This is a genomic window from Paenibacillus sp. FSL H7-0716 (genome assembly GCF_038002705.1).
In the GTDB taxonomy this organism is placed as follows: Bacteria; Bacillota; Bacilli; order Paenibacillales; family Paenibacillaceae; genus Paenibacillus_AQ; species Paenibacillus_AQ odorifer.
Genome location: NZ_JBBODA010000002.1, coordinates 50,510 through 77,489 on the forward strand (window position 1 = coordinate 50,510; position 26,980 = coordinate 77,489).

30 protein-coding genes are annotated in these 26,980 nt (G+C 45.0%); 2 read left to right on the top strand and 28 right to left on the bottom strand.

Annotation, left to right across the window (positions count from 1 at the left end):
• Window positions 1-57: 57 nt before the first annotated feature.
• The 4 genes from MHH60_RS03085 to MHH60_RS03100 form a co-directional block, all read right to left on the bottom strand.
• A complete protein-coding gene (locus MHH60_RS03085) occupies window positions 58-645 on the bottom strand; it encodes a histidine phosphatase family protein (protein WP_076134678.1) in 588 nt (195 codons plus the stop codon).
• A 178-nt stretch (window positions 646-823) separates the two neighbouring features.
• Window positions 824-1,270, bottom strand: a complete 447-nt coding sequence (locus tag MHH60_RS03090; RefSeq protein WP_143766678.1) for an anti-sigma factor — start codon at window positions 1,268-1,270, stop codon at window positions 824-826.
• A 152-nt stretch (window positions 1,271-1,422) separates the two neighbouring features.
• Window positions 1,423-2,010 (bottom strand): RNA polymerase sigma factor, encoded by a 588-nt coding sequence (locus MHH60_RS03095; protein ID WP_036676255.1) that lies wholly within the window; start codon window positions 2,008-2,010, stop codon window positions 1,423-1,425.
• 539 nt (window positions 2,011-2,549) lie between these two features.
• Window positions 2,550-2,699, bottom strand: a complete 150-nt coding sequence (locus tag MHH60_RS03100) for a hypothetical protein (RefSeq protein ID WP_179088888.1) — start codon at window positions 2,697-2,699, stop codon at window positions 2,550-2,552.
• Window positions 2,700-2,936: 237 nt separating this feature from the next.
• Here MHH60_RS03100 and MHH60_RS03105 point away from each other — a divergent pair, with 237 nt between their 5' ends.
• Window positions 2,937-3,503, top strand: coding sequence for a helix-turn-helix domain-containing protein (locus MHH60_RS03105; protein WP_076134680.1), 567 nt, complete (start codon window positions 2,937-2,939; stop codon window positions 3,501-3,503).
• Between the two features lie 216 nt (window positions 3,504-3,719).
• Window positions 3,720-5,024: a CynX/NimT family MFS transporter gene (locus MHH60_RS03110; protein ID WP_081388949.1), complete on the top strand. Its 1,305-nt coding sequence runs from the start codon at window positions 3,720-3,722 to the stop codon at window positions 5,022-5,024.
• A 424-nt stretch (window positions 5,025-5,448) separates the two neighbouring features.
• Here the strand turns inward: MHH60_RS03110 and MHH60_RS03115 are convergent, their stop codons facing one another.
• The 24 genes from MHH60_RS03115 to spoIVA form a co-directional block, all read right to left on the bottom strand.
• Complete coding sequence (locus MHH60_RS03115; RefSeq protein WP_036676253.1) at window positions 5,449-6,543, bottom strand: prephenate dehydrogenase; 1,095 nt, start codon at window positions 6,541-6,543, stop codon at window positions 5,449-5,451.
• Between the two features lie 46 nt (window positions 6,544-6,589).
• Window positions 6,590-7,687 (bottom strand): histidinol-phosphate transaminase, encoded by a 1,098-nt coding sequence (gene hisC / locus MHH60_RS03120; protein WP_076127634.1) that lies wholly within the window; start codon window positions 7,685-7,687, stop codon window positions 6,590-6,592.
• Between the two features lie 60 nt (window positions 7,688-7,747).
• Entirely contained in the window at window positions 7,748-8,572 is an 825-nt protein-coding gene (trpA, locus tag MHH60_RS03125) for a tryptophan synthase subunit alpha (protein ID WP_076134681.1), read from the bottom strand.
• On the bottom strand, window positions 8,569-9,768 hold the full coding sequence (trpB, locus tag MHH60_RS03130; RefSeq protein ID WP_076134682.1) for a tryptophan synthase subunit beta: 1,200 nt from the start codon (window positions 9,766-9,768) through the stop codon (window positions 8,569-8,571). The genes trpA and trpB overlap by 4 nt, the downstream gene beginning before the upstream one ends.
• The gene (locus tag MHH60_RS03135; RefSeq protein WP_076134683.1) at window positions 9,765-10,442 is read right to left on the bottom strand and encodes a phosphoribosylanthranilate isomerase; all 678 of its coding nucleotides are present in this window, start codon (window positions 10,440-10,442) and stop codon (window positions 9,765-9,767) included. The genes trpB and MHH60_RS03135 overlap by 4 nt, the downstream gene beginning before the upstream one ends.
• Window positions 10,435-11,265, bottom strand: coding sequence for an indole-3-glycerol phosphate synthase TrpC (gene trpC / locus MHH60_RS03140; RefSeq protein WP_076134684.1), 831 nt, complete (start codon window positions 11,263-11,265; stop codon window positions 10,435-10,437). Before trpC ends, MHH60_RS03135 begins: the two co-directional genes overlap by 8 nt.
• The gene (trpD, locus tag MHH60_RS03145; protein WP_172628839.1) at window positions 11,255-12,295 is read right to left on the bottom strand and encodes an anthranilate phosphoribosyltransferase; all 1,041 of its coding nucleotides are present in this window, start codon (window positions 12,293-12,295) and stop codon (window positions 11,255-11,257) included. The genes trpC and trpD overlap by 11 nt, the downstream gene beginning before the upstream one ends.
• A gap of 41 nt (window positions 12,296-12,336) precedes the next feature.
• Complete coding sequence (gene trpE, locus MHH60_RS03150; RefSeq protein WP_076127509.1) at window positions 12,337-13,902, bottom strand: anthranilate synthase component I; 1,566 nt, start codon at window positions 13,900-13,902, stop codon at window positions 12,337-12,339.
• Between the two features lie 421 nt (window positions 13,903-14,323).
• Window positions 14,324-14,698: a chorismate mutase gene (gene aroH / locus MHH60_RS03155; RefSeq protein WP_076127508.1), complete on the bottom strand. Its 375-nt coding sequence runs from the start codon at window positions 14,696-14,698 to the stop codon at window positions 14,324-14,326.
• Window positions 14,692-15,795: a 3-dehydroquinate synthase gene (gene aroB / locus MHH60_RS03160; RefSeq protein ID WP_076134685.1), complete on the bottom strand. Its 1,104-nt coding sequence runs from the start codon at window positions 15,793-15,795 to the stop codon at window positions 14,692-14,694. The genes aroH and aroB overlap by 7 nt, the downstream gene beginning before the upstream one ends.
• Window positions 15,796-15,797: 2 nt before the next feature.
• The gene (aroC, locus tag MHH60_RS03165) at window positions 15,798-16,967 is read right to left on the bottom strand and encodes a chorismate synthase (RefSeq protein ID WP_076134686.1); all 1,170 of its coding nucleotides are present in this window, start codon (window positions 16,965-16,967) and stop codon (window positions 15,798-15,800) included.
• 192 nt (window positions 16,968-17,159) lie between these two features.
• Window positions 17,160-17,321, bottom strand: coding sequence for a hypothetical protein (locus MHH60_RS03170; protein WP_169744788.1), 162 nt, complete (start codon window positions 17,319-17,321; stop codon window positions 17,160-17,162).
• 105 nt (window positions 17,322-17,426) lie between these two features.
• Window positions 17,427-18,230, bottom strand: a complete 804-nt coding sequence (locus MHH60_RS03175; protein WP_036676236.1) for a CheR family methyltransferase — start codon at window positions 18,228-18,230, stop codon at window positions 17,427-17,429.
• 27 nt (window positions 18,231-18,257) lie between these two features.
• Window positions 18,258-18,701, bottom strand: coding sequence for a nucleoside-diphosphate kinase (ndk, locus tag MHH60_RS03180; protein ID WP_076134687.1), 444 nt, complete (start codon window positions 18,699-18,701; stop codon window positions 18,258-18,260).
• A 99-nt stretch (window positions 18,702-18,800) separates the two neighbouring features.
• Window positions 18,801-19,769 carry a polyprenyl synthetase family protein gene (locus tag MHH60_RS03185; RefSeq protein ID WP_036676233.1) on the bottom strand — a complete coding sequence of 323 codons (969 nt, stop codon included), beginning with the start codon at window positions 19,767-19,769 and terminating at the stop codon, window positions 18,801-18,803.
• The gene (locus tag MHH60_RS03190) at window positions 19,766-20,626 is read right to left on the bottom strand and encodes a menaquinone biosynthetic enzyme MqnA/MqnD family protein (RefSeq protein ID WP_076101474.1); all 861 of its coding nucleotides are present in this window, start codon (window positions 20,624-20,626) and stop codon (window positions 19,766-19,768) included. Before MHH60_RS03190 ends, MHH60_RS03185 begins: the two co-directional genes overlap by 4 nt.
• A gap of 4 nt (window positions 20,627-20,630) precedes the next feature.
• Window positions 20,631-21,233: a UbiX family flavin prenyltransferase gene (locus MHH60_RS03195; protein WP_036676229.1), complete on the bottom strand. Its 603-nt coding sequence runs from the start codon at window positions 21,231-21,233 to the stop codon at window positions 20,631-20,633.
• Window positions 21,233-22,105: a UbiA-like polyprenyltransferase gene (locus MHH60_RS03200; RefSeq protein ID WP_076127498.1), complete on the bottom strand. Its 873-nt coding sequence runs from the start codon at window positions 22,103-22,105 to the stop codon at window positions 21,233-21,235. The genes MHH60_RS03195 and MHH60_RS03200 overlap by 1 nt, the downstream gene beginning before the upstream one ends.
• The gene (locus tag MHH60_RS03205) at window positions 22,098-22,844 is read right to left on the bottom strand and encodes a demethylmenaquinone methyltransferase (RefSeq protein WP_036676394.1); all 747 of its coding nucleotides are present in this window, start codon (window positions 22,842-22,844) and stop codon (window positions 22,098-22,100) included. Before MHH60_RS03205 ends, MHH60_RS03200 begins: the two co-directional genes overlap by 8 nt.
• Before the next feature lie 9 nt (window positions 22,845-22,853).
• Window positions 22,854-23,747 (bottom strand): heptaprenyl diphosphate synthase component 1, encoded by an 894-nt coding sequence (locus MHH60_RS03210; protein WP_232061419.1) that lies wholly within the window; start codon window positions 23,745-23,747, stop codon window positions 22,854-22,856.
• A 91-nt stretch (window positions 23,748-23,838) separates the two neighbouring features.
• The gene (locus MHH60_RS03215) at window positions 23,839-24,381 is read right to left on the bottom strand and encodes a hypothetical protein (protein WP_076134688.1); all 543 of its coding nucleotides are present in this window, start codon (window positions 24,379-24,381) and stop codon (window positions 23,839-23,841) included.
• A gap of 93 nt (window positions 24,382-24,474) precedes the next feature.
• A complete protein-coding gene (gene mtrB, locus MHH60_RS03220; protein ID WP_051490908.1) occupies window positions 24,475-24,723 on the bottom strand; it encodes a trp RNA-binding attenuation protein MtrB in 249 nt (82 codons plus the stop codon).
• 116 nt (window positions 24,724-24,839) lie between these two features.
• Window positions 24,840-25,112, bottom strand: a complete 273-nt coding sequence (locus tag MHH60_RS03225; protein WP_036676223.1) for an HU family DNA-binding protein — start codon at window positions 25,110-25,112, stop codon at window positions 24,840-24,842.
• 377 nt (window positions 25,113-25,489) lie between these two features.
• The gene (spoIVA, locus tag MHH60_RS03230; RefSeq protein WP_036676222.1) at window positions 25,490-26,968 is read right to left on the bottom strand and encodes a stage IV sporulation protein A; all 1,479 of its coding nucleotides are present in this window, start codon (window positions 26,966-26,968) and stop codon (window positions 25,490-25,492) included.
• Window positions 26,969-26,980: the final 12 nt, after the last annotated feature.

Consider the following 26,980-nt stretch of genomic DNA (forward strand, 5'->3'; position numbering starts at 1 on the left):
GGGGAATACTGCCTATTTTATTCCCTTTATTGCAAAAAAAATAACCCGAAGCCCGGGTTAATGCTGATTTTGCAGGATATGGCGAGTACAATTATATAAAATAGGGTTCCATTCCCGCTCTTTCTTCTCCAGAATCGTCAAGGATAGATTGCCAATTCGTTCAGAATACTTATCCTTGTAAAGAGCAGTATACAGCTGAGCAAGAAATCCTCCATGGGATATGACGAGTATATTCCGATTGGGATGCAGCGCAGAAATATCTTCCATAAAAGCAAGAGCGCGAGCCTGAAGCTGTTCGTCGGTTTCTTGACCGAGGGAGAGCTGGCTCCATTCCTTGCCCCACTTCTCTTCACGTTCTGCGGCAGTAAGCCCTTCTACCTGCCCGTAAGCACGTTCCCGTATACGCTGATCAGGTTCTAACAGCGGAATTCCTAACTTGTCAGCAATAATCTTACCGGTCTCAGCAGCGCGGGAAAGATTACTAGTAACGCAGTAGTCCCAGTTGTACGGTTCCTGTAATAAGCGGTCAGCAAGCATTGCAGCTTGCATCCGTCCTTCATCATTAAGTGGAATATCACTTTGTCCCTGTATTTTCCCTATCGCGTTCCAGTCCGTCAATCCATGGCGTATCAAGCCGATTAGCATGTTGCCTCCCCCTTTTCAGCAAAGTATTTGTCTCTTAATGTAACATGGATGAAATAAAAAGTCTTCTTTTTATGAGTTTTACAATGCAAAAAGCCCCTCATTACATGAAGTAAAGGGACTCATTCAATGTTCTGAATAGTATAAACAACGGAAGCAAAGACATACGTCTAATAACCCTCTATGATCGGCGATAACGATTCAGCCTAGTTAATGAAAATACTGCAAAGCCTACACCTAACATCGATAACATCATCCAGTATTGAGGATGAGTGGGTCCCATACTTACAACAAGGGGTTCAATGATCCCACCTTCAGCGCCCAAGATTGGATACGTTGATTGCCATTCCATCGAGGATCCAGCGACACCTGTCTCCACAATTCCACTCTGAGCAACAACGGCATCACCTGGAGTTCTGAACATCGTAAAATAAAGAACGCTGGACAGAAATATTGCCAGAAAGCATGCGATCCATAAGCTAAGCCGATGGCGAACAATAGCAGAGGTCCCAGCAGATTTCCCGTCACCGGGCATCAACCATGGACTCTCTAAATAAATCCGCTCCATGACTTTAACATTTATAGCTTCAGCACGCTCTTCACTGATCTCTTCCCTCAAATCTTGCATAAGCAGGCTGCTCTCTTGCCATAGAGCCCATTCTGCAGCGCAGTAAGGACAAGTTTCGATATGTTTTTCAAGCAAAATCCGCCTAGGATGTGTGGGGGGAGCGTCCCACAAGAGCGGAATACATTCTTGCGCTTCCCTGCAATTCATTCGCCTTACACCCTCTCAACCTGCTCTTCAACTTCAGGCTCATTGAAATAGGATTCGAGTTGAAGCTTCACACTACTCCTGGCACGAAACAATAATGATTTCACTGAGCTTACACTCTGATCTAAAATTTCTGCGATTTCTTGATAGTCCATTTGATCATATTCACGTAGGATAAGTGCAGAGCGTTGCTTTTCGGGAAGATTATTTATCGCCTCACGGACCAAATTCATCCGTTCATTGCGCAATGCAGCCTGCTCGGGTGCAACTTCAAACGGTGCTACTGGTGTGTATCCACTCTCTTCGAGAGATACATTACCGGCACGGTTCTTGCGAAGCTCACTTAGCACAGTGTTGCGGGCGATAGTGTACAGCCATGTTGAGAATGAAGCATCTACCTCTCGAAAGGAATGCAAGCTACGAAATGCCTTGTAGAAGGTCTCCGAACAAAGGTCCTCTGCGATAAGCTCCATATGTGAATTTCTAAGCATATGATATACAAATGCTAGTATTTTACGTTGATAACGACGCATTAATTCTGAATATAATTCTGTGTTTCCTTGTTTAATTTGCTGGATCAACTGGGAATCCGTCATGGTGAGATTGGCCCTCCTCGCCCTTGCACGTCTTTTCCCATCCGGTCCGTACTTATTATACCGGTTTGGGCTTTAAAAGTTGCGGTGTTACTGCAAATTTTTAGTTTTTTTATGAAATACACCTATGTATATTCAACTACCCGATAATTAAGGCATGATGTATATGAAGAAGACAAAAAGAAATAAGGCATACTTCTAATTTTACATAAATATAGAAACGAATCTAGAAACATACCTGCTCTATTGTACCACATATTCTCATAGGATGACATTAATAGACTTAAGATAGGTCCACTCGCCAGCAAGACCTGACATTGGATTTCTGACTTAGAATCCGGCTTTAAAAATAACACATTTATCAATTTTTAAAAACTGTTGACAAAATGTAAACGTATACATATAATAAAAGTACAGTATGGTTTCTCTCCACTCCTATCCAATACTTAACGGTTCCAATTTATTGTGAACTGTAGCCGCTTACTTTGTAAGCGGTCTTTTTTTGTCCTGAAAGCGCTCTACCTTTTATTAGATGATCTATATTAGATTATTTTACTTAGCAAGCGAATTAGCTTCCATAAATCCCCACAATTATCTATTACCCCGTCTACGTCCACTTGAAGAGGGATATGCTCATTACGTTTCCAAATGTCTTGCAGCCCTGCGTTACGGCTCGCTTGTAAGTCATTCATTGGATGATCACCTACAAATATAGCCTCCTCAGTGCTCACCCCATTGGTATCCTTTCCTTTTTGCAAAAATAAAGAATTAAACCGGGGACGGTGATAAGCTTACGGGCTGGTTCGTTACATAGACGTCAGATTTTGTATAGCTGCGTGTGTAATCCCCCCTCTAATCCTAATCGTATGGAAAAGAGTCAGGATAAACAATATACTAGCTATAAAGTTATTTGTTGAGGTGAATTTGAAATGGATGAAATCGATGACTCAAAACAACTGGTACTACAAATCGGCGGTGCCTTAAAAAAGTACAGAAAAGAAAAAAACATGAGCTTAGATGACTTAGCGGAATTAACAGGCGTAAGCAAACTTACTCTGGGGAATATCGAACGTGGCGAGACAAATCCAACTTTGGCGATAATATGGAAAATTTCAAAAGGCATATCTTTGCCCCTATTAGCTTTGTTCAAATCTGAAGACCCTGTTAGTTTGTATCGAGCAGGCGAAGGTCTCCGGTTTTCTAATGATCAAAAGAATTGGATCATCGAACCCGTCTTCAAAAACGTAAGCAACGATATTGAAATGTGTCGGGCTTACTTACAGCCAAATAGTTCGTATCACCCTGAAGGTCATCATGTGAATACAACTGAAATTGCGACAGTAATGACTGGTTCCATTGAAATTCGAGTCGATGGAGAAATGTACACATTAAATCAATATGATACGATCAGTTTTCGTGCAGATCGCCCTCACTCTTATACCAATCATACAAATAGCGAAACAGTGCTCCATATCTCCTTAAAATATGGTTTCTAAAGTCGAAAATTTCACCTATAAAATGCAACTCAGTATTCCATTCTATATGGAAACTCTGAGTTGTATTTTTTTATCTAATATAAGCATTTCAAGTTATAGAACTATCTCAATAAAGTAAACTTTAAAATACTTATTGTTAATTTTAATATATTATACTATACTTTCATTGTCCGCGCGGATATTAGTAGGCATTAATTCTGGGAGGGAAAATGAAGAATGCCGAATAAAAAATTCGTACCATCATCTTTAGGGCTGCTAATACTCGGCATTATTATTATTGCCGCAAATTTACGTGCTCCCTTAACCTCGGTCGGTCCTTTAGTAGGTCTCATAAGGGATGACGTTCATATTTCCAATACTTTAGCAGGCTTGATCACAACGGTACCTTTACTTACCTTTGCTTTATTATCGCCTCTAGTACCAAAACTAGGACGTAGGTATGGAGTTGAACTTTTAATTTTGTTTGCCCTGATCTTTTTGACTGTTGGTATTGTAATACGTTCTTTATCTGGGGCTGCAAATCTGTATATTGGAACTGCAATTCTTGGATTTGCAATTGCCGTTTGTAATGTATTAATGCCAAGTTTAATCAAACGCGATTTCCCTAATAAAATCGGTGCTATGACTGGTGTCTTTGCAATTTCAATGAGTTTATCTGGAGCGATCGCATCGGGAATCAGTGTGCCGCTAGCTGCAAACGCAGGGTTAAAATGGCAGGGAGCATTGGGAATTTGGGGGATTCTAAGTTTTGTATCGATCCTCTGCTGGTTGCCTCAATTAAGGAAGCATACGAAGCAAACAACCTTGACAAGTCAACAGATGGTCGGCAATGATGTGAATGTTTGGCGTTCCCCTCTTGCCTGGCAAGTAACCTTGTTTATGGGAATGCAGTCCATGATTTTCTATGTGCTGATCGCATGGTTGCCTGAAATTTTAAAACAGCAAGGTATTGACTCAAGCCAATCAGGATGGTACCTCTCAATAATGCAGTTAGCGCTGCTTCCATTTACCTTTATTGTCCCCGTTATTGCAGGGCGAATGTCAAATCAACGTTCGTTAGTGTTCATCACAACCATTTTGCTTTTGACGGGAACGCTCGGACTGCTTTACGGAAGCTCCAATATCATTCTGTTGTGGATCATCATACTCGGAATTGGTGGAGGCTGCGCCTTTAGCTTGTCCATGATGTTTTTCGGTTTACGTACAAAAAATGCGCATCAAGCAGCGGAACTGTCTGGTATGGCGCAATCGATCGGATATCTGCTTGCCGCAATTGGTCCTGCACTTATAGGATATTTGCATGATAAGACAAATAGTTGGAACCTGCCACTTTTCATACTGCTTGGCGCTTCGGTTTTACTCTTTATTGTCGGTCTAGGAGCAGCAAGAAATCGTTTTGTAGGTAGTCGAAATAGTTACGACGAAAAAAACTCAAGTACCAGAGAATTTCTTGGAAGAAATTCTGATCGAAATGAAGAAAGCGAGTTTGGGAACAGTTGCAACAAACCAAACCTAAATTAGAGTCTGCGTGTATAAATCCGGAAGCATTTTGCGGCACTCCTTTCTTTTCTTCGTTGATCCAATAAACATTTAGCTTATACGAAGACGCTATCGGACACAGCTGACCTTAAACGCAGCATTAATCCGCATTTGGGATGCTAACGGACCGCATAGCAGCTATTGGCACGAAAAACACACAATATAAGCCTCTTCATGTGAAATAGCGTTTGTGGAGTCCGAAATACTGCTTCAAAGGCAAAAAACGAGCAAATAACGTCACTAGGGTCCGTAAGTACTAGGTGGTACTTATGGCGATACCGATGACGATACTGACGAAGGCACGTAGAAATAAGCAGCCAACAAAAAACAGCGATTCTCTATTCACATGAGAATCGCTGTTTTACTGTTTATTATGATTTGAAAATGAACCCGAGCGAACTTTATACTACACGTATACCGTATAATCATGATGCTGCAACAGGATCTTCGCCCGCTCCATATCGTTCTCCTGACGGAAAGAGAGACGCATAATCCCCGGCACATCTTCACGGCTTTCGATAATTTGTACGTTGCTAAGGTTAATTCCTTGATCCCCCAGCTCTGTAGCAATACGACCGATAATCCCCGGATGATCGGGTACATCAATATGTAGGTCAAATAAAGGTGCTATCATACCTTTACGCCGTTCTGGCAACTGACTACGGAAGCCATTGGCTTCATGAAATGCCTCTTCAATCCCTACACCATCTTCACTTTCCAGCAAACGAACAAAAGAAGAAACTTCCTCGTTCCAATCCTTCAGCAATCGAAGCATCACTGAACGATTGTTTAACAAGATATCACGCCAAATAATTGGATCACTAGACGCAATCCGTGTAATATCCCGAAAGCCCCCTGCAGCTAACGTACTATACAAGGAGTCAGTATCATCATAAGCTTTAATCTGATTTACCAGCGCAACGGCAATAATATGTGGTAAATGACTAATGGCGCCTACAATCTCATCATGACGTTCTGGATTAAGGCGTACAATCTGCGCTCTAGTAAGGTGGAGTAAGGACTCCAACGCATGATAAGCCTCATCTGGCACTCCCGGTGGAGGCGTTAATACGTAATAGGCATTCTCAAACAACAGCGATGAAGCTGCCTCAACACCTGAACGCTCTGATCCTGCCATAGGGTGACCGCCGATAAAATGTACTCCAGGAATATCCAAAGACACCGCGCATGCGGCAATACTAGCTTTCGTACTTCCAACATCTGTAATGATGCAGCCGGGCTTGAGCGGCAATTTGCTTAACTGCTGCAAATAATCCTCTAGCATACCCACTGGCACACATAGAAAAATGAAATCGGCATCGATTGCCGCTTCCTCCACAGACAATGTGGCACTATCGACCACACCTCTGCTAATATACTTACTCGCGGATTCAGGACGGTGGGCATGGCCAACGACGGTCAGGCCCTCCTTGCCTTTAAAGCAAAGGGCCAGTGAGCCTCCGATCAGACCGACACCGAATATTGCTATTTTTGTCGTCATGTTCTTTGAACTACCTGCCTTCTTTAGTCTTGACTTGCTGTTATTACTAGGCGCGTACTCCGCTCTCTATAAGCGTTTGTTCGAGCGCGGTGATAAAAGCTGTATTCTGCTCAGCCGAGCCCACAGTAACCCGAATATAAGTCGGATAAACCTGATGACCCGCTCTTACGATGATTCCTTTACGCATCAAAGCATCAAAGACCTCTGTAGCAGGCTTACGAACATCTACCATGATGAAGTTCCCGTGTGCCGGGAAGGATTCTAGACCCAGACGTTTGAATTCACCTTGCAATTGGACAATACCCGCGCTATTAAGACGACGGCATTCCTGTACGTAATCTTGATCATTCAAAGCAGCAAGAGCTGCAGCTTGAGCAAGCCGTGAAGTATTAAAAGGCTCACGTACCTTGTTGATCAACGAAATGATCTCAGGACTCGCAACACCGTATCCAATACGCAATGCAGCTAAGCCATAAATTTTGGAGAAGGTGCGAAGCACAACCAGATTCTTGTAACGAGTCAGTAACTGGATACCATTGGAGTATGAAAGATCTGTTACATACTCACAGTATGCCTCATCAAGGACAACCATTACATTGGAAGGCACAGCATCCAGGAAAGAAACCAAAGCTTCCTCTGGAACAATCGTACCTGTTGGGTTATTCGGATTACAGATCCAGATAACCTTAGTGCGGTCCGTTATACGGGCCAGCATCCCATCCAGATCATGGGTACCTTTTACAAGTGGCACCTCAATAGATACCGCACTTTCGATGTCTGCGTTACTCTTATACACGGAGAAGGTTTGGTCCGCCATGATTGTCTCATCACCCGGCAAGAAAAAGGCACGAGCAATAAGTGCAATAATCTCATCTGAGCCACAGCCAAAAATAATGTTGTCGTTATTCACGCCAAGACGGCTGGAAAGTGCTGAAGTCAATTCAACGGCTGAGCCGTCCGGATAAAGATAAAGATTCTCAAGTTCTGCTAGAATTGCTTCTTTTGCACTCGGTGAAGCTCCATACGGGTTCTCATTGGATGCAAGCTTAATAACCTCACTTAAGCCAAGCTCCTTCTTGACTTCGTCTATAGGTTTCCCTGGTTTGTAGACAGGGAGATTAACTATATTCGGTTTTGGATTCATACAATAGTCCTCGCTCTCCATAGTTGATTACTCCACTATACACAGGTCAGAATGACACTGTTATGGTCTTTTTAATTGTGCCACAAATTCTCGAATTTGCAACAGTCCCTCATTCCGCGTATCAGGATGATCGAGCAACGGAATTACCTCTTCTATTTTGCGGACAATGGCACTCCCTACTACAACACCATCGCAAATCTGAGCAAAACGGGCAACCTGTTCGCCAGTAGAGATCCCAAATCCTACAGCCACTGGCAGATCCGTAGCTTGACGAACGGAATCAATAAAGGCTTCTACATCCGCATGGAAAGAGGATCTTTCTCCAGTCACCCCTAATGAAGATACACAATAGATAAACCCGCTCGCACCGGATACAATCTTTGCAATACGTTCGCTTGAGGTGGGTGCAACTAAAGGAATGAGGTTGACTCCAACTTCATCACTACGGCGCCGCATCTCCGCTGATTCCTCAACGGGAAGATCCGGGATAATAAGTCCGCTGATTTCATGCTTGTTCAGATCAGCAAAAAACGTATCTAGACCCATTTGCAGGATAGGATTGTAATAAGAAAACAAGATAAATGGCAAACTGCTGCCGGCTTCACGAGCCTTTAACGCGGTCTCCATGCAAGTGCGCAGGTGAACTTCACCCCGCAGTGCCCGGGCAGATGCTCGCTGAATTACAGGGCCGTCTGCAAGCGGATCAGAGTATGGTACTCCTAGCTCCAGAATATCTGCCCCTGCTGTCTCCAATTCAGTGATGATGGCAAGAGTAGTCTCCAAATCTGGATCTCCAACAGTCAGAAAAGGAATCAATGCGGTCCGGTTCTCAGCTTTAAGCTTCCGGAATACCAAATCCATCCGGTTTGTAGTTTGGGTTGTCATTCAGTTCCCTTCCCTTCTGTATACGCCATAATGGATTCTACGTCTTTGTCTCCCCGGCCTGACAGGCAGATGACAACAATATCATCCTTAGTAAGGGTTGGACCCATTTTTACAACATGTGCTATCGCATGCGCCGATTCTAACGCTGGAATAATGCCTTCCGTTACGCATAGCAGCTTCAGTGCATCTAGCGCCTCTGCATCTGTAATCGGGACATATTTTGCGCGTTCGATATCTTTTAGATAGGAGTGTTCAGGACCCACACCAGGATAATCCAGGCCTGCGGAGATGGAATGTGCTTCTGTTACTTGTCCATGCTCATCCTGCAGGAGATAACTCATCGATCCCTGGAATACGCCATGAGTTCCTTTACTCATTGTTGCCGCATGAAAAGGGGTATCAATGCCTTTACCAGCCGCCTCTACACCAATCATACCGACACTTTCATCCTCAACAAATGGATAGAACATACCGATAGCATTACTGCCACCGCCTACAGCAGCTACGAGCACATCCGGCAGCCTTCCTTCAGCCTCCAGAATCTGGCGCCGTGTTTCATCCCCAATAACCCGCTGAAAGTTACGGACCATCATCGGATAAGGATGCGGTCCTACAGCTGAACCCAATATATAGAAGGTATCGTCTACATTGCTAACCCAGTAGCGAAGCGCTTCATTGCCGGCATCTTTTAATGTGCGCGATCCGGAAGTAACGGGAATCACTTCTGCACCAAGCAGCTTCATCCGGAATACGTTAAGGGCCTGGCGACGCGTATCCTCTTCCCCCATAAACACCTTACATTCCATACCTAGCAGAGCTGCAACTGTAGCTGTGGCTACACCATGTTGACCCGCACCAGTCTCAGCGATTACCTTCGTTTTCCCCATCATTTTGGCCAAAATCCCTTGACCAATCGCATTGTTAATCTTATGGGCACCTGTATGATTCAAATCTTCACGCTTCAAATATATTTTAGCTTCTCCCAAATGTTTGCTTAGACGTTCCGCATAATACAGCGGGGTCTCCCGTCCGGAATACTGCTTTAATAGATAATCTATTTCTTCCTGAAAAGCTGGATCTGCCGAAAACTTACGGTAGGCCTCCTCCAACTCAATCAATGCATTCATCAAAGTCTCGGGCACGAAGCGGCCTCCGAATGAACCGAAACGTCCATGCTGGTCCGGTACTTGTATCATGATTGCTTCACCCTTTCCACAAAAGCTGTCATTTTTTGAATATCCTTAATGCCGTCAGTCTCTACTCCACTCGACACGTCTACCCCATACGGGACATAGGTATCAAGCAATTCACCAACATTATCTGAATGAAGCCCTCCAGCCATAAACAAGGGCAAGTCATGTTGTACTGCAATTTCTTGGTACACAGGTAATTTGTTCCATGCGAAGGTTCGGCCAGAGCCGCCTCTCTGCAATGGATCATAAGTATCTAATAAAACCGCATCTACTGCAGCTGCGTAATCTTCCAAGGTATATTCATTTTCAGCTTTATCCCGCTCTTGATCAGCAACGGACAGTGCCTTCCATACCTGAACCTGTGGATAAGCTTGGCGAACCTGCTGGCAAAAAGCTGGGCTCTCCTGTCCATGGAGCTGAATTACATCTAAATGCACCACAGACAGCAATTCGTTCAACTCATTCAGCTCCGGATTAACAAAAACCCCGGCAGCCTTAGGAATTTCACCAGTCTTCCAATTTGGAAGCTCTGCAATCAGTTCGGCAGCACGCTCTATGGATACCTTCCGGCGGCTAGGTGCAAAAACAAATCCGATATAATCTAGTGGTAAGTGTAACATAGATTTTAGCACTTCAACGTCCTGAAGTCCACAGATTTTTACTAATGTCTCAGCCATGCCGGACACGGTCCTTTCCGTTAGGAAGCTCACCGAGCAAACCGTTAACCGCATCCTCTACGTTAGCTTGACGCATTAGATACTCCCCAACAAGCACTCCGTGAGCACCAGTAGTTCTTAGGTAGCCGATGTCTTTTGACCCGGAAATTCCGCTTTCGCTGATCACTGGAACACCTTGCGGCACAAGAGCTGCCAGCTCGGCTGTTGTCTCCAAAGAGGTCTCAAAGGTACGTAGATTACGGTTATTAATTCCTAGCAGGACGTTAGGTTGGGTTATCTTTTCTGTGCTCAGTACAACCGCCAGTTCATTTCGGTCATGCACCTCAATCAAGATATCCAATCCAAGCCCTGAAGCTATATCTATAAAATGAGACAGTTGTGCTGGTGTCAAAATAGCGACGATCAACAACACGGCATCCGCTCCGAGAAGACGTGCTTCGTAGATCTGCTTCTCATCGATAATAAAATCTTTGCGAAGCAGCGGCAGTTTTACAGCTTCCTTCACTTGCTGCAGATAAGCTGCGCTGCCCTGGAAATATTCTGTGTCCGTCAGAACAGATAAGCAATCTGCACCTCCAGCTTCATACCCTTTTGCAATGGAAACAGGATCAAAATCCTCACGGATCAACCCTTTGGAAGGAGAAGCCTTCTTCACCTCAGCGATCAAGCCCATATCTCTGTTCTTCCCTTGGGTCAGAGCCTTACGAAAACCTCTTGTTGCCGGAAGAAGCGCAATATCACGCTCTGCTTGTGCCAACGAAAAGTTTTTACTGAGCACTTCAACCTCTTTAATCTTAGTCGCGACAATTTTATCAAGATACATAATTAAGTTCCTCCGTCATAGCTACAAGCTGATTAAGCTTGGATAGTGCCTTGCCTGAATCCACTACATCTTTTGCTCTCTCTACGCCTCCGGCCATGGTATCTGCCAAACCAGCAACATATATACAGGCTCCGGCGTTAGCAAGAACGATATCACGATAAGGATTCATCTGCCCTTGAAGGACCGAGGTAATAATCGCCGCATTTTCAGCTGCATCTCCACCCAGCACAGCTTCCAGTGGATGTCTGTTAAGACCTAATGCCTCTGGCGTTACCTCATACGTGGTTACGATGCCCTCTTTTAGCTCAGACACTAATGTAGGGGCCGAGATGCTGATTTCATCCAGACCATCCACGCTGCTAACAACCATCGCACGCTTGGACCCCAGCTCCTTCAGGACATTAGCCACCGTCTCTGTCTTATTCCGATCATAAATCCCCAGCAGCTGACGGTCAGCACCCGCGGGATTCGTAAGCGGACCAAGCATATTAAAAATCGTCCGCACTCCAAGCTCTTTACGCGGTGCTGCCGCATGCCGCATCGAAGGATGATAGATTTGCGCGAATAAAAAACAAATGCCGATTCGATCCAAGCATTCCCGAGCCTGATCCGCATTCAGATGAATGTTGACGCCCAGAGCTTCAAGTACATCTGCACTTCCTGCTCTACCGGAAGCTGAGCGGTTGCCATGTTTGGCAACTCGTACCGAAGCCGCTGATGAAATAATCGCTGAGGCGGTAGAAATATTAAACTTATGGATGCCGGAACCGCCCGTACCACATGTATCTAGCAGACGCGCTTTTTCAGTAAGGACAGGTGTGCCGAAACCTCTCATGGCTTCCGCAAACCCCGTAATCTCCTCCACGGTCTCTCCCTTAATCCGTAAAGCGGTCAGCAGTGATCCGATTTGCGCCTGTGAAGCATCTCCCAGCATGATTGCGCCCATTATATCCCGTGCTTCCACACGTGTCAGACTTTTGCCTTCGATTAGTCCAGCGATTCCTGATTGTATCAATTTTGTTGCATCCATAATGTTCATCCTCCCAGCCTTAATGTAATCTTTTTTATTAATCAAACCACCTGTTCAGGGGTATATGCGTACATGTAATCTTGATTGATGACTTGTTTCTCTTTTATCTCGGGTGGGAACATAGCCTCTGCCATACGAATAGCTTTTAGCATGCCCTTCGCTTTATTCACCGTCTCTTCATACTCTTTCTCCGGAACCGAGTCCCAAACGATACCCGCCCCAGCCTGCACATATGCTCTGCCCTTACGGAAGATGATTGTACGGATGGTGATACATGAATCCATATTTCCCGAGAATCCCAAATATCCAATCGCCCCCGCATAAGCACCACGGGCTTCTCGCTCCAATTCAGCAATAATCTCCATTGCCCGTAGCTTAGGTGCTCCTGAGACAGTACCGGCTGGCAGACAGGAGAGAAAGGCATCAAAGAAATCTTTATCCTCGCTAAGCGTGCCTGACACATTCGATACCATATGCATGACATGAGAGTATCTTTCAATTTCCATAAAGGAATCACATTTTACAGAACCGAATTTGGACACTCTTCCTAAATCATTACGACCTAGATCAACTAGCATCAAATGCTCTGCACGTTCTTTTTCATCCTCCAGCAGCTCCGCGGCGTAAGCACGATCCGAAGCTTCACTTTCACCTCTTGGCCTTGTTCCGGCAATCGGCCGTGTCTCCACACGATTTCCATCTACCTTTACGAGTGCTTCCGGTGAGGTTCCAACAATAATCTCTTCATCCATTTTCAAATAATACATATATGGAGATGGGTTAAGCGTCCGGAGCATCCGGTATACATGCAGTGGAGAAACTTCCGTTTCAATATGCAGGCGCTGCGACAACACCACTTGAAAAATATCGCCAGCCCGAATGTATTCCTTCGCTTGTTCTACGTTGTTGATATATTGTTCTTTAGTCAGGTTCGAATGAATCTCACCCAGCTCAATATCCTGCGGAATGCTGCGGCGGTTCACATTTTCCTTTGGCCCTTCCTTTTGCAGCTCTTCGGCCATATCCTCAAGCTTACGACTTAAGCTTTCGTAATTGGATTTGATATCTGAGTCCGTATCACCGTCTTTAACATGCAGGTTGCCAACTAGGAGAATTTGTTGTTTCACATGATCAAAAACAATGATGCGATCACAGAACATAAACCGGATATCATCCATTTGGAGATCATCTACTGGATGCTCAGGCAGCTTCTCATAATATTGCAGCAGATCATATCCAAAAAATCCGATAGCTCCTCCAGTAAATGGGGGCATCTCATCCAGCTTAGGGCTACGGTATGAACGAAGCAGCGCCTTAAGCTCCTCAATCGGCTTACCATGCAGCTGTTTTTTCTTCCCGTCGATCTCTACGTTAATTGCACCCTTTTTTCCCGATATCATTAAAAAGGGATCGCTGCCGATGAACGAATACCGGGCCCATTGTTTGCCACCCTCTACACTTTCTAGTAAGAACGCGCGGTCACGTTCAGCAAAACGTTGGAATAACCGGATAGGTGTTTCCATATCAGCCAGCAGCCGCTTCACAACAGGAATCAGATTATAATCCTGCGACAGCTTTACCACCTCTTGAACACTCGGATTCGTCATTTTTAGATGCCCCCTTAGTTATATAAATCTTTCCGAAACACAGAAAAACCCTCTACCAAAGTAGAGGGTTTGTGTAAGTAAGTATATGTTTTTGAGCAATGATCAGCATCGTTATGTTGTGCCTACAGACTTATCTCTAAATAAGATACATCACGGATGTGAAATAACACTCCAGTACATATCAAAATAAAGACTCTGTGTACACAAAAACTGCTAATCAGGCATAAACGTCTTCAGCGTCCTTATAAGGACGGTAAGCGTATATGCGTGAAATATAAGAAATGTATATACTTTCTTATATTCGCAAAAATTTCTTGCACTCTGCTCAACTATACTCATCTCAACTCAACTAAACTCTTCTATACTCGGCTAATTACACTATACATGATGACAAGGGTCATTGACAACCCACAACTCAAATTTAAGACTTACTCTGCGACAAATCTGGACGAAGCTTCTGAGCTTCATTCAGATACACATGGCGGATCTCACGCTGTGATTTATCCGTATTAAACTGCACCATTAACCGGATACACATCGGCAGGCTGCCTTTGACCGGGATCTCCGTTGAACACATAAGCGGCACCATTTCCCAGCCCTCAATCTCACGAATGGCTCTTGCCGGAAAAGTAGCATCCAGATCATTGGTCATCGTAATCCATACATTGCTAATATCCTCAGCTATAACATTATTGCGTTCAACGATCTCCCGCAGCAGCACAACAGTTTCACGCAAAATCTCTGTTTCTTCGTTATTAATCACGGTAGTTGCTCCGCGAATCCCTCGATTTACCACGGTTTCCCCTCCTTTTTTAGCTCTGCGAGAACCTCTCGCACAAGCGATTCCTGTACATCGTTTACAATACTAACGGCTCCTATGGCATCAGGCACAATAAAAGTCATTCTGCCTTCTTTGAATTTCTTATCATGCATCATTGCTTCCATTAGCTCCTCTTCATCATATTCAGAAGGAAGCTGTATAGGCAGTGAAAGTGCAGATAACATAGATACTGTATCCTCATAAATGGATCGGTCACGTCCAAGCTTTACAGCCAGCAGCGCCGAACCCGCCATTCCAATCGCAATCGCTTCACCGTGCAAAAACACACCGTATCCGCCAACCGCTTCAATAGCATGGCCGATCGTATGGCCTAAATTCAGGATCGCCCGAAGTCCATGCTCACGTTCATCGTTCGCCACGACATGAGCTTTGATCGCACAACCGCGCTCAAGGGCATAGCCGAGGGCTTCAGCATTCAAAGCAAGCAGCTCATCAGCATGTTCACGGCACCAATATGCAAATTCTTTGTCCATAATCAGACCATGCTTCACTACTTCAGCTAAGCCAGAAGAGACTTGGCGTGGCGGAAGCGTGCGAAGGGTATCCAAATCGTAAAGCACCAGCGAAGGTTGATAGAACGCACCAACCATATTTTTGGCTAGTGGATGATTGACAGCCACTTTGCCGCCTACGCTGCTGTCATGGGCTAGAATCGTCGTTGGAATTTGTAAAAATCCTATTCCGCGCATGTAGGTAGCTGCTACAAAACCAGCTAAATCACCAACAACCCCGCCACCTAAAGCCAACACCGCTGAGTTGCGATCTAGTCCCGCTTGAATTGCGGTCGTCATAACCTCTTCATACACGGTTAATGATTTGGATGCTTCCCCTGCCGGCATAATATGGCTTACTACGGTATAGCCTTGCTGACTTAGAGCTTCTTCAAGTGCCGGTAAATACCGTGGAGCTACTTCACTATCACTCACAACCAGTAGTGGGCTGCGAGTGGACAGTCCAGCTTCAGCACAGTACTGGCCAATGTTGTGCAGCAGACCACTACCGATGTGGATTGGATAAGAACGATCTCCCAAATCTACATTGATTGTACGCATGATTAATAACTCTCCAATTGTGCAAGATAGTTTTCATAGTTCGCTTTAATTTCCTCGAGAGAATCCCCGCCGAACTTATCAAGAAAAGCTTTGGCAACTTCCCATGCCACTACGCTTTCCAAAACTACACATGCCGCTGGAACCGCACATGCATCTGAACGTTCTACTTGAGCTGTAAAAGGTTCTTTCGTATCGATATCTACACTTTGAAGTGGCTTATACAAGGTAGGAATAGGCTTCATAACCCCACGAACCACTACAGGCATGCCATTCGTCATCCCGCCTTCAAAACCGCCTAAACGATTGCTTGCGCGATAGTATCCTTTAGAAGCTTCATACATAATTTCATCATGGACTTGCGATCCACGCAATTTTCCTGCTTCAAATCCAATACCGATTTCAACGCCTTTGAAGGCATTAATCGACATCACTGCCCCAGCGATCGCCCCGTCCAGCTTCCGGTCTGACTGTACATAGCTGCCAAGTCCGATGGGCAGTCCTTCGACGATACATTCAACGATTCCACCGATGGAGTCGCCCTCTTCCTTGATCTGATCTATGTAAGCCTCCATTTTCTGTTCCGTTTCTTTGTCGACAACTCTGACAGAAGACTGTTCTGTCCGTTCAATCAGCTCATCGATAGGCAGATCATTTGCAGGTGCCTCAATTTCACCAATGCGAATGACTTGACCTGCTACTTTCACACCAAAGGCTGCCAGCAGCTGTCTGGCTACAGCGCCACATGCAACTCTGGCTGCGGTTTCGCGGGCACTGGAGCGCTCCAAAACGTTGCGAAGATCCGTATGATTGTACTTCAATCCACCATTCAAATCTGCATGTCCAGGGCGCGGCCGATTTACCCGGCGTTTTTCTTCATCACTGCCTGGAATAGGTTCAATATTCATAATGTTCTTCCAGTGAGTCCAATCCTTGTTCTCTACTACCAAGGCTACCGGAGCACCCGTAGTATAGCCGTGACGTACTCCACCTACAATTTGTGCCGTATCTTTCTCAATCTGCATGCGGCGTCCACGTCCGTATCCCTTTTGTCGACGATGCAATTGAAAGTTAAGCTCTTCAAAATCCAAAGTTAAATTACTTGGCAATCCCTCAATAATAGCCGTTAGCTGGGGGCCGTGCGTTTCCCCCGCTGTTAAATAGCGTAAACTCATGATGTCTTCCCCCTTTTATACTTTTAAACTGTAAACCGCTAAAATCCTATGATCTTTGCTCATTATAGTATAGGGAATCCGCTTTGACAAGAAAGGGCTCTCTCTAGAAACACTCTATGTATACCGAAATAAAAAGCGCCATCCATACCCTTAAGAGTATGAATGGCGCTCCTCGGCTCGGTCTTCAGCTTGTTAGCTGCCGAGCCGCTGGCTTGGTGGAGGGAATGTAGACTTACGCTCTTCCAGCTGCAAAAGGCGCTCCAATTGCATTTCCTCCACACCGAGAATTTGCCCGCACTCACGAACGGTGATAAAGCCTCGTTTGTACGCGGCAATGACCTTGCTTTTGTCCATCGGTTTAACTTTCCTTTCACTTAGCGTACAGATTCTACTATCCAGTATCACTGAACTTTTGCGAAAGTATACCTTTGAAGTTAATGGCGAAGGAGCAAAAAGTATTTATTTTTTACGATAGAAAAAAGTTTCCGTCGATTCAAAGCCATATTGAGCCGGTGTAAAGATTTGCTCTGTGCTGCCCACAAACAAATAACCACCCGGACGTAAGCTAGCCGAAAACTTATGATAGAGCTTGTTCTTCGCCTCTTCAGTAAAATAGATCATTACATTGCGACAGATAATAAGATCGAAGCCTTCGTCGAACTTATCCAAGAGGAGATTCTGTTTGCGGAAATCTATGTTTTTCTTAAGTGAATCGCTGACCTTGAAGACAGGACCTTCCGGTGTAAAATAACGTGCTGCCACGTCTTTGGGCACATCCTTTAAAGAACGTTCCAAATAAAGACCCTGCTTTGCTTTGGATAAAGCGCCATCATCAATGTCAGTGGCAAGAATGCCTGTCTGCGCCAATATATTCTTGTCCGACAAAATCATAGCCAGCGTGTAAGGCTCTTCGCCAGTGGAACACGCCGCGCTCCACAGCTTTAATTTGCGGCCCGACTGCTGGAGGTCAGGTAGGATAATATCCCGCAAAACTTCCCAGCGATTCGGATTCCGCCAGAACTCAGAGACATTGATCGTCATTCGATCTAAAAATTCATAAAATAAGTCCTTATTTTTCATCATCGCTGCAAAAAAATCACTGAAGGTATGATACCCATTCTTCATCCGAAGAGTCGTCAAACGCCGCTTCATCTGCGCTTCTTTATATTGAGCCAGATCAATTCCGGTGCTTTGTTTAACGTTGTGAATAAATCCGCTATAATCTGGATCTGTTGTTAATGCTGCAACATTACGATCAGACATGTTAATCCCCTGCCTCCTACCTGGACCTTACATCCAGACTGCGATGTCTTTGTTATACTGATTCAGTTCATCTGGAGCAAAGAAATTAGCTATTTCCCGTTCTGCACTTTCAGGCGAATCTGATCCATGAATTAAATTAAGTGGTGTATGGCTGGCAAAGTCGCCACGAATCGTGCCTGGCAGAGCTTCTCCAACTTTTGTCTTGCCTATGAGTGTCCGGGATAAAGTTATGACATCATCGCCTTCCCATACCATTGCAAACACTGGACCTGAAGTGATGAAAGAGACCAGCTCTGAAAAAAAGTCTTTGCCTGCATGCTCAGCATAATGTCTTTTCGCTTGATCCTCACTGACTGTAATCAGTTTAGCCGCGACCAATTTAAACCCCTTATCCTCAAAGCGGGCAACAATACGCCCTATTAATCCACGTTGAACTCCATCAGGCTTGACCATCAGATACGTCTTTTCCATAGAAGCACTCTCCATTTTCCCATTTGAAGGGTTGTTTTGACGCTATCTTAACAGAAACATTGCTTTCTGGAAACGTTTAATTTCAATCTCACCAGAAGATCAATAACTTCTTCCTGTTATAAAATACGCAATATCGCGCAGATTGCGCTTAGTCTTATTGTTAGGCAATTGTTCCAGCGCCGCCAGCGCCTTGTCGATATAACGTGAAGCGAGCTCCTCAGAACGGGCGATTCCGTCACCGGAAAGAATGAGATCAATCGCACGTCCTACCGTGCTATGGCCCTCACGTATAGACTTCAGTTCCTCAAGCAATGACTCGCGCAGTCGCTCATCTTCAAGACTATAAATCACTGGAAGTGTAATGTTTCCTTGCCGCATATCACTGCCCGGAGGTTTACCGATCTGTTTCTCTGTGCCTGAGAGATCCAGTAAATCATCACGAATCTGGAACGCCATACCCACGTTGTAACCATAATTATAAAGCAGACGAGCTACTTCTGGATCTGCTTCAGCAGCAAGTGCTCCTAGTTGGCAGCTAACCGCAATCAGCAGGGCTGTTTTGCGGCGGATACGCCGTAGATAATGACGTACACTTTGCTCACTGTTGAAAAAGTCACGAATCTGCTCCATCTCTCCGATCGACATTTCGATCATCGCCTTAGACAGAATTTGATGAATTCGTGGATTCTTCAGCTCCGTAGTCATAACCAGCGCTTTTGCATATATGTAGTCACCAGTGTACATGGCAATTTTATCGCCCCATTTTGCTTTCACGGTGAGTTCACCACGGCGCAATTCTGCATCGTCGATCACATCATCATGGACCAGTGAAGCGCTATGGATCAACTCTAACGGTATCGCCACCCGTTTCAGCTTTTCCAGATCATACTTACCAAATTTCCCGCCCATTAGGACAAATACGGGACGTAACCTTTTGCCGCCTGCCTTTAATAAATGCAGGGAAGTTTCTGTAAGCAGATCGTCATCCCCCTGTACACTGCGGTACAGCTCCTTTTCAATCTGATCCATATCTCTGTTCAGTAATCCGAATATTTGCAGTCGTTTCATTCTTTCACCCGTGTCAACAGTTTATGGCTCCAAATCTCCATCTTCACTTCCTGCGGCAGCAGGCCCATCTCATAGGCATAGCGGAAATAGAGGTTCAAACCTTGCTGCTGCCTTTCTCCAAAATCATAACATAAATTGCGGAAGTACCCTTCCCAATAAGACTTTGTTCCTCCAATGTTAGAACAAGCTGCTTGTACAATAGGATCTAAATCTCTCAATCCCCGCATTTTACTCTCGGCAAAAGCCTCTGCAATCTCAGAAATAGCCTCCGGTTTGTCCTCAGCAGCCTTTCGGTTCACTGCCCAGACCGCAAAGGTCATCCCTAAGCCCGTCCATTCCTTCCAAACCTCAGCTAGATCAGTAACGATATAACCTTGATCCTGCCATGAGGCCTTAATAGCATTATCACCAATTAATAAACAGGCATCCGCTTCATGCATCATGGCATCCAAATCAGGATTAGCGCTAATATACTCCGGTTTATTGCCAAAAGCTTTTTCCATTAAAATTTTCAGCAAATTTACCGAGGTTGCAGAAGTATTCGTAACAGCGATCTTACCACTGCCAATCTGAGCAAATGGCACCCTGGAAAAAAGGAATATTGATCTCACAGGACCGTCCGCGCTAACCGATAAATCAGGTAGAAGTAATAATTTGTCACTGGCCTCAGCATAAGCAAAAGAGGATAAAGCACCTACATGAATAGTTCCACGGCTCATCCCCTGATTAAGAATGGCAGGTACCTCACTCACCATTTCTGCAGGATATTTCAATGCAGAGGGATGAAAATTGTGAAATACCGGCCATGAGTTGGTATAGCTGATTTTGCCGATGATGGTGTGGCTGTTATTGTCCATCCTTTCAATCCCCCCATCTTCGAAATAAATTGTGTTCAATATTAAAGCTGTCAAGCACTTTGCCCACCATGAAATTAATCAGATCATCCATACTTTGCGGCCCAAAATAAAAAGCCGGCATTGCGGGAATCATCCGAACTCCCAGACGGGACAGCTTCAACATATTCTCTAGATGAATAGCATGCAGTGGAGTCTCACGAGGTACAAGCACCAGTGGGCGGCCTTCCTTGAGCATAACGTCAGCAGCACGTGTCATCAGATTATCAGAAGTCCCATTCGCTACCGCGGATAATGTTCCCATAGAGCAAGGCATAATAATCATCCCTTCCACACGAAACGAACCACTTGCAATGGATGCGCCGATATCCGCAACAGGATGATAAAGCAGAGAACCGGGATAGCCTTTGAACCTTTCGTTCAAAAAGCCCTCCCGGTCTGATGCGATATAGCCAAGTTCTTCCTTAAATACGCGCCAGCCCGCATTACTAACTACCAAATGCACGGAGTATCCTAGTGATAGCAAGGTTTCAGTTAGACGAACACCATATATCGCACCGCTAGCTCCTGTAATTCCAACCACGATGTTTTTCGGTTTAGTAAGCGTCATTAGTAGAACTGCACCACCAAGTCAATCAAAGTGAAAGAGAACACTACGATGCTCAATACGCCGTTCATAGTGAAAAAAGCAGTCTGCAGACGGCTAAGGTCACTCGGAGATACAATGTAGTGCTCATAAAAGAGAATAATATATGCGATGATCATGCCTGCTACATACCACCAGCTTAAATCCGTCATAAACAGCAACGATACGAATCCAATCGCCGTGAGAATGTGAAATACGCGGGCAATAAAGAGTGCACCTTGAACCCCGAACCGAACCGGAATGGACTTCAAACCCTCTTTTAGATCAAACTCAACATCCTGACAAGAATAAATTACATCAAAACCTGCAGTCCAAAACACAATAGTGAAATAAAATACCATTGAAGTCCAATTCACACTACCAGTTACAGCTACCCAGCCGCCTAAAGGTGCAAGCGCAATGGTCAGACCGAGGATAAGATGGCAGGCCCATGTAAAGCGCTTAGTAAATGAATAAATGACAAGAAGGAAAACTGCGATCGGCAAGAGCTTGGCCGACAAAGGATTCAGCTTAAAGGCTGCCCAAAAGAGTAAGAAAAACGAAATGCCGATAAAAATGACGACTTCACCGATCTTCAATAATCCTGCAGGAATAGCTCTTCCCGCTGTGCGTGGATTCTTAGCATCACTTATCCGGTCAATCAGTCGGTTCAACCCCATAGCAGCGCTCCGTGCCCCAAACATAGCCACTACGATCCAACCAATCTGGCTCCAGGTAGGTAGCGTGCCAAACATGACAACGGAACCAAGTAAAGCACCCATAAAAGCAAAAGGTAAAGCAAATACCGTATGTTCAAACTTGATCATTTGTAAAAAGATACCGATTTTCTTAAACATTCCCGTTCTCCTTGAGCCCAATATGTAATGCCGCGATGCCTCCGGTCAAGGGGAAGGATTCCACTTTTTGCAGTCCGGTTTCACGGAAAATAGCAGCTAATTGCTCCCGGTCAGGGAACAGCGCCAGCGATTCTGGCAGCCATTTGTATTGCTCATACCTTTTAGCGAATAACTTGCCCAGCAATGGAAGTACACGCTGAAAATAAAAGAAATAGATACCTTTAAATGGTTGTTTCATCGGCTTGGAAAGCTCCAGGCAGACCACCATTCCTCCGGGCTTCACCACCCGTTTCATCTCGTTCAGTACTTGAACAAGATCCGGTACGTTGCGGAGTCCAAAACCAATCGTTGCATAATCGAATGCGTTGTCTTCAAAAGGCAACTCCATAGCGTTACCCTGTACAAGAGAGATCCGGTCCTGAAGCTTGCGCTCCTCCACCTTACGGCGCCCCACTTCAAGCATGCCTGCACTGAAGTCGAGTCCTATCACATTCCCTGTCTGTGTGGCTTCGGCCAAGGCAATGCTCCAATCGCAAGTGCCGCAGCATAAGTCTACAGCTGAATCCCCGCGCTTCATGCCCATCTTCTTCATCGTGAACTTACGCCAAGCCTTATGGCGGCGAAAGCTTAAGATGTCATTCATCAAGTCATATTTACCTGCAATACTCTCAAACACCGAGTGCACAAACTGTTCCTTCGGCTTGCTGTTATCACCCACAGCAGTTGTAGTTTTGTCCATAGTCATCCACTAACCCTCCACGGCTGCTTGTCCTGAGACTTTCATCTGCAGGAGAATACGATCCAGCGCTATCTCAAGCTCTCTAAGCAGGCTTTCGTCTTTAACGCTTTGTAATAGTCCCTGAATCGACTGAATCGACTGATGGAGCTTGTCCGTCAGCAGAGAATCACATTTATATTTCATCTTCAGCATCTTCCAGTCCTTCTGATCAAGGTTCTGGTCTTGAAGCTGTTTGCGTTCTTCCTCTGTCGCTGACTCCAGCATCTTCCAGTAGCAATAACCATTGCTAGCATTCTCAAGGTTATCACAACGCTGAAGCTCTATGGCAACAGTTTCGCACTGACTGAACTCTGTCAATAACTTCTCCCACAATTCCACTAATGAATTCTCGATCATGGGCGTAAAAGAAAGGAACAGCCGCATATTGAGCTGTACCATGTGCCGCAAGTATTGTTCAGCCGAAAGACGGATTCCTCTCATCTTCACATAGAGGTTCGCTTTCAAGACATTGAAATCAGCAATCGCCTTACTCAAGATTCCAACCATCTCAATCTGATCACTCTTTGCAAGCAGATGGTAAAACCAGCTACTAAAATAATCGCCAGCCAATACCTTTAATTGACGGGAACGCATAGGATCTCCACCGCGTCTATCATTCGAGCGGTCAATTACCTCATGTGTATCTAGTCCAAGTTGAATAAGTGCGGTTACGAGCGTATACAACTCACCGGTACTTCCTTTTACAGAAGATCCATGGTTTAGAAAAATATATAACAAATGACCCCGGCCATCAGAAAACGGCGGCAAATCCGTATGCTTCTGAATCATGTCGTAGTCGGTGTAGGGTTTTGCCAGTTGCGGTATGCAGTACGGTTTCATTTCAGCCTCCGAAGCCATTGACATTTATATTAATTCCTTTGTTCACAATCTTGTCTATTATATCACATGTTTTTTTGTCACGCACTGTGATACAACTGAGTTTCTTTTATTCTTCTCAAGGATAAATGAACTGCTTCTTCCAGAGCTCAGTCTCACTAATACGGAAGCCCGTCTTGAGACGCTCGGATATGGGGAGATTACCCGCAGACTGAAGTTCATTCTGGAGTTCAACGGACCACTCTGGGCGCCTGATATCCCCTGCTAGCAGCAGCCGGCGGCTATCCAGCCATTTATCCATGACCACGATGCGCAGCAGAAGCTGATCCACATTCGAGGTTTCTTGAAAAGCAAAAGAAATAGTCTGTGCCATATTTCGATAAAGCTCCTGGGGTTCATGATCATTTCCGCTCACTTTTAAATCCAGAGACAGAACGTGATCCTCCCAGCCTACGCTATCAATGGATAAGGTCAATGGAAGTGCGCCAAGAACATCAACAAGATTCTCGTTGTCTAGCACCGTGTTATGGCCGCCAGTAAAAGTCTCCACCGCACCATTTCGCTGCTGTAAGGTTGAATCCATATCTGCCACTTTGGGCAATATTACAGCAGAGGTTGCAGTCAAGAGTAATACGGCTCCAACCCACCAGGCCTTGTTCATGAACACGCCCCCTTATCCATAATTCCCACTCTTAGCGGAATACGATCATTTATCTTTACTATATTTTGAAAAAAAGCAGGCTATGCCTGCTTTTCAGCTTTCACTTTCCAATTGTCCGTGCTTTGTCCATATTTCAGCCTTACCGCGGATCTTCATCGCTGAGGTATGATCAGTAAACTGGGCAATCAATACCTCGCCCTTATCCAGCTTCTCTGTATGATGAAAACGTGTATCTGTACCTCTGGTTAACCCAATGACCTGAACGCCATTATCTTTAGCCTTAACCACAATATAGTCGCTGCCCGTTGGAAGCGGAGTAGTACCCGTATTTTTATCCATCATCACTCATCCTCCTCTAAACCTATTATACAGTTCATAGTATATCAAAAAACAAATGCCGCCTTGGAGGGCGGCATAGTTGTTCTTAAAAAGACTATGGGATAGGTATGTAGAAATCTTTATTTGATTCCGTCTTTCAGCGCCTTACCGGGTTTGAATGCCGGTACCTTGCTTGCAGGAATTTCGATTTCTTCACCAGTTTGCGGGTTACGGCCTTTACGTGCAGAACGCTCACGCACTTCAAAGTTTCCGAATCCAACCAGTTGTACTTTATCACCGCTTTGCAGTGCTTCTGTAATTGCTTCGAAAACCGCATCTACAGCTTTAGTAGCATCCTTCTTGGGAAGTTCAGTTGCTTCTGTAACTACATTGATCAAATCTGATTTATTCATGTTTTCTCACCTCCCTGAGTAAATTCTCCGGTATCATACACTGTTTCCGTTTCAACGTAAAATATACGTGATAATCCCGTTTAAAACTTAACTTTGGCGCCCTTAGACCTTGAAGCGCAACAAACTTATAGTAATACAGCCCATCCATAAATTCAAGCTGTTACTCAAAAAAGGAGCAGAAATTATCATCTATCCTTGCATATTTATCTAAATTCAAACTAATTTGTTAGACCTATAAGAGCAGTTAAGGTCTTTATTTCATCAGAATAATTGAGTCAGATTCACCGTTATTATAGGAACTAGGAATCAAGTTTTAGGATATATACAAATAAAAAGAGCAGGATTTCTCCCACTCTTTGAATTTATTTATATTCAGCTTAGAGAATAATTGCAATAAGTCCGCCAGAACCCTCATTTATAATGCGGCCAAGCGTTTCTTGCAGTTTGTAGCGCGCATTATCCGGCATCATAGCTATCTTGCCTTGAATTCCTTCTCTTACAATGGAGTGTAGGGAGCGGCCAAAAATATCGGATTCCCAAATCTTAATAGGATCATTCTCAAAGTCCTGCATCAGATAACGAACCAGCTCTTCGCTTTGCTTTTCCGTTCCGATGATTGGCGAGAATTCAGACTCCACATCCACCCGAATCATATGAATGGACGGTGCCGTAGCCTTTAAGCGAACCCCGAAGCGAGAACCCTGACGAATCAGTTCTGGCTCGTCGAGTGCCATTTCGGCTAAGGATGGAGCCGCGATACCATAGCCAGTAGTCTTGACCATTTCCAAAGCTTCTGAGAATCGGTCGTATTCTCGTTTCGCATGTGAGAACTCCTGCATAAGCTGAAGCAAATGATCCTTGCCGCGGATCTCAACCCCAACCACTTCCATCAGAACTTGATCGTACAGCTCTTCTGGAGCATACAGGTCGATCTCTGCTACACCCTGACCCATGTTCATACCACTTAGGCCAGCTTTATCAATAAAGTCATATTCGGTGAACTGAGATACGAGGCGGTCAACATCCCGCAGGCGGCGAATGTCTTTTACCGTATCCCGAACGGAGTTCTCATAACTACTACGCAGCCAGTGGTTTTCTCCAAGCACCATAACCCAGCTTGGCAGATTTACATTTACTTCATGCACTGGGAATTCATAAAGCACTTCCCGCAGCACACCAGTTACGTCATCTTCGCTCATGTTTGCGGCGCTTAGCGTCATAACTGGGATATCGTATTTGATGGCTAGCTCGTTACGGAGCTGCTGCGCTTCTTCACTGCGCGGCCGGGTGGAGTTAATGACAAGCACAAACGGCTTACCCACTTCCTTCAGCTCTGCAATGACGCGCTCTTCAGAGTCCACGTACGAGTTCCGCGGAATTTCTGCAATCGTACCATCTGTTGTTACCACTACACCTAGCGTTGAATGCTCCTGAATAACCTTACGTGTCCCGATTTCTGCCGCTTCCTGAAAAGGAATAGGCTCTTCAAACCAAGGTGTAGAGATCATTCGTGGTCCATTTTCATCCTCGTAACCTTTTGCACCCTCTACAGCGTAACCCACACAGTCTACCAGACGAACATTAACCTCAAGCCCTTCCGCAACCTTAATTTGGACTGCGTTGTTTGGCACAAACTTCGGTTCTGTCGTCATAATCGTTTTGCCTGCTGCGCTTTGCGGAAGCTCATCCACAGCTCTTACTCGATCAGCCTCATTCGTGATGTTTGGCAGGACAATTGTTTCCATGAAGCGCTTGATAAATGTCGATTTCCCCGTGCGAACCGCGCCGACGACGCCAAGATAAATGTCTCCGCCGGTACGCTCGGCAATGTCCTTGAAAATATCCACTTTTTCCAAAAGAGATCCCCT